The following is a 4,032-nucleotide window of genomic DNA, read 5'->3' as shown; positions in this document are numbered from 1 at the left end:
GGCGGCGCCGGCGCATCGACTCGGCCACCTCGGGCGCGTAGTCCAGGGAGAGCGGCTGCACCGAGTAGGCCTCGATCCCGGCCGGAGCGACCTCGGCGGCCAGCGCCCTGGTGAGCTCGTCGGCGAACCAGTGGCCGTCCCGGAGGGCGGGCCCCGGCGCGGAGTTGGAGTCACAGGGCAGGGCGCTGGCGGTCCGGGTGAGCACCGCGTGCACCTGCTCGCGCAGGTAGGCCTCGTGCTCGGCGATGGCCAGGGTGGCCCGGGCGGTGTCCCGCACCCGCCAGACGATCAGCAGCCGGACCACGATCGGGGCGCCGGTGCGGTCGGTGACGTGCACCGGCTCGCTGCGCCAGTGCCGGAGCCGGACGTCCACCCGGCGGCGGCGCAGCAGCGGATTGACCCAGAGCAGACCGGTGCGGCGCACCGTCCCCCGGTACCGGCCCCAGCGGGTGAGCACCCTGGTCTCGCCGCCCGCGTTGGCCAGCAGCCCGGCCAGCACGACCACTACCGCCAGGCCGGAGGCCGCCACCGCCGCGACCGAACGGACCGTCACCTCGGCGCGGCCGCTCGCCTTGGCCGCCCCGCCGCGAAGGTCGGGCAGCACGTCCCACCGCGGGATCACCCCGGCCCGGGCCAGCACCAGCAGCACACCGGCCACCCCGGCCAGCAGCACCAGCAGGGCCAGCCAGCCGGGCAGCGAACGGGCTTGGTGCTCCCGGAGGTTGGGGTCGGTCCGGGGCGGACGGCGGCCGGCCCGGGCCTCGGTGACCGCGGGGCCTTCGAGGGTCGGCGCGGCGGCGGAGGGAGCGCTCGGCGTGTCGGGCGTGTCCGACGCGGCGACGGGCAGCGGGTGCACCGTGATCAGCGGCCGGGCGACGGCACCTGCCACCGCCCGGCCGAGCGGCGTGGCGCCGGACACGCCGGACAGCTCCGGACGTTCCGGCAGAGCGGGGGGCCAGATCTCGGGACGAGGGGAGGGTTCGCGGGTGACGTCCATGCACGGGTTCCTTGGTGGTCGGTGTGTCGCGCAACGGGCGGCCCGGAACTGACGGGCGGTGCCAGGTTCAGGCTAGGTTGATAAGTCATCAAATGCGACATTTGCGGCGCGGCGTGTCGAGCATATCTGACGGCGCGTCGGACGACGCGCCGTCAGATTCCGCAGCTCAGCGGCGTCGTCGGCCACCACTGCCCCGACTGAACACCCGACGGGCCAGCAGGCCCAACGCGGTCAGCGCGAGCAGCAGCCCGAACGCACCGGTCCGCCAGGTCTCGGCCTCGCTCTGGGCCCCGACCGGCGGGGCGGCGAGGTTCCGCTCCTCCGCCCCCGTCTCGGACGGCGACGGCGAGGGTGTGGGCGACGGCGAGGCCGAGGGGGCGTCGACGACCTCCGGCGGGACCGCCACGGAGGTGGCGGCGACCGAGACCGCGGCGGACGGGGACGGGGACGGAGGCGGAGAGGCTGTGACGGGCGTTGGCGAAGCCACCACGACCGGGGGGGCTGGTTCCACCGCAGGCCCGGAGGCCGAAACGGACGGCGACGGGGAGACCGGGTTGCCTTGTTCCGATTGGCCGGCCGACGGCGACGGCACTGCCGCAACGGTCGCGACTGCCGAGGGAGACGCGGACGCGACGGCGGAAGCCGATGCCGATGCCGACGCGGAGGTGGATGCCGACGGCGACGCGGCCACCGAGGGCGACGGGGATGGAGACGGCGAGGCCGAGGCCGAGGCGGACACCGAAGCCGAAGCAGACGGCGACGGCGACGCGGATGCCGAAGTGGACGGCGACGGCGACGCGGATGCCGAAGTGGACGGCGACGGGGATGGCGACGCCTCAGGCCGGGCCGGATCCGTACCGCCGCCGGGCACCACGATCGGGACGACCGCAGCCAGCTCGTCCGGCGTCAACACCGGCCCGTCATACGGTGGTTCGGACGCCTCGGCGGACGGGGACGGCCGGACGGACGCCGGCACGGTCGGCAGCAACGACGGCGAACCGGACGGCAGCGGGAGTGCACTGGCCGAGCCGGACGGCGACGGCGTGACGGCCGGGCTCGAGGTCGGCAGCCCCACCGTCGGCCCGGAAGGCGAGGCCCCACCGGACGGCGCGACCGATGCCGAAGCAGAGGCCGAGGCGGAGACCGACGGCGAGGGCGACGGCGACACCGACACCGAGGGCGACGGCGAGGACGACAACGAGGGCGAGGGCGAAGGAGAAGCAGAAGGCGAAGTCACCACCGACGGCGAAGGCGAGGCCGAAGGCGACGGCACCACCGACGGACGGACCGTCAGGTCGGCCGCGTTGGCCGAGGCCGTGTTCCCCGCCCGGTCCGTCGCCGTGGCCACCAGCGCGTAGTCGCCGGCCGTCAGGTCCCGGGCCGCCGTGCAGCTCCAGGCCCCGTCGGCCCCCGTGACGGCGGTGCAGAGCACGAACCGCTCCCCCGCCGTCTTGGGCCGCGCGGTGACGGTGACGGTGGAGCCGGGCTCGGCGCGGCCGGTGAGGCGCGGGCGGGCCGTGTCGACGACGGCGCCCGCGGCGGGGGAGCCGAGGGTCGGACGGGGCGGGGCGACGGTGTCGACCGTCAGGGTGGCGGGCTTGCCGGCGGTGCGGTTGCCGGCGGCGTCGGTGGCGGAGGGGGTGAGCTGGTGGCGGCCGTCGGCGAGGTTCTCCACCGGGAGGCAGGACCAACTGCCGTCGTCCGCGGCGGCGGTGCTGCACAGCTCGCCGGCGATCCGCCCGGCCCCGGGCGCGGCCGGGGAGTCGACCACGGAGACGGTGGTGCCGGGGTCGGCGGTGCCGGTGAGGAGCAGGCCGGGGTCGTTGGTGTACTCAGGGAGGGTGAACTGCGGGGCGGCGGGCGGATCGGTCTTGACGGTGAGTCGGATCTCCTCGCCGCGCAGCACCAGGCCGCCGCGGGTGGTCTCCACCGGCACCAGGACGTGCTCCCCGGCGGGGAGCGGCTGGTCCGGGCGGCAGACCCAGCCGCCGTCCCGGCCGACGGTGGCCCGGCAGAGTTCGCGCTCGCCCTCCAGCACCGCGACGGTGGCGCCCGCGACGCCGGCCTCGCCGCGGATCTCGGGCCGGGCCTCGGGCAGCATGCTGCCGCTGACCGGGCTGGTGAGTTCGGGGCGGGCGGCGCCGACGGCGAGCCGGACCTTCTGGTCCAGCACCTCGCCGGAGTCGGCGAAGCCGCCCGGGTTGACCACCTGGGCGGCGGCGTGGGCCAGCCGGAGCCGGGCCCAGGTCTCCCCCGCCGCCGCGTTGCCCGGCACGATCCACTCCAGCCGGGCGCTCTTCGCACCCGGGATCACCTCGGCCTGCACCCGCTCGGCGGCGTCGAACTTCCCGTTGCGGTCGAAGTCGATCCAGCCGGCCAGGGTGGCCGGTCCGGAGGCGGCGGCGACCGGGACGGTCACCTCGTAGTAGCGCCCGATCGCGGCGTCGGCGGGGAAGGCCACGGACGGGTCGGGGCCCGGGTAGTCGCCCCGGCCGGGCTGGGGGGCGGGGGAGGCGCCGGGGGCGGGGGGACGTTCGAAGGCGCTGCGGCGGGACTCGCCGCCGTCCAACTCGACCATCGGCTGCGAGCGTTCGAGCACCGCCTCGGGCTCCTGCGGGCCGCTCGGGCCCTGGGGCACCAGCGGCCGGGCCACGGTGGCGGTGCCGGGGCGGGCCGCGCCGGTGGCGGTCCGGCCCAGGAAGAGGTCGGAGACCAGGTGCGAGGCATTGGTGTAGCCCTGGGGCGCGCTGCCCACTCCCTCGTCCAGGGTCACCGTGTACGCCTGGCGGAGCGCGGCCGGGGCGGTGGTGGAGCCGTTCTGCGCGGTGGTGCGCTGCTCCAGACGGAACGTCACGGTGGAGACGGTGCCGGAGAGTTCGAGGCTTCCCTGCCCGGGCCCGGGCTCGGGGCCGGTCTCCCCGGAGCCGGCGGGGGTGAGGGCGTTGTCGGTGACGGTCCAGCCCGGCCAGTCGGTGCGGGGGACCAGGCTGGGGGCGCTCGGGCTGCCGCCGGTGACGGTCAGCCGGCTGACCGTG

2 protein-coding genes are annotated in these 4,032 nt (G+C 76.6%); both read right to left on the bottom strand.

Annotated elements, in window-relative coordinates:
* Positions 1 to 997: SPFH domain-containing protein (locus tag ACZ6ZR_RS37555; protein ID WP_465650347.1), on the bottom strand; the 997-nt coding region annotated here is incomplete at its 3' end.
* 166 nt (positions 998 to 1,163) lie between these two features.
* Positions 1,164 to 4,032, bottom strand: a 2,869-nt coding sequence (locus ACZ6ZR_RS37550; RefSeq protein ID WP_465650345.1) for an Ig-like domain-containing protein, incomplete at its 5' end; no start/stop codon positions are given.

This window comes from Kitasatospora sp. NPDC088742 (genome assembly GCF_055584905.1).
This window is presented reverse-complemented; position numbering and strand designations above follow the sequence as displayed.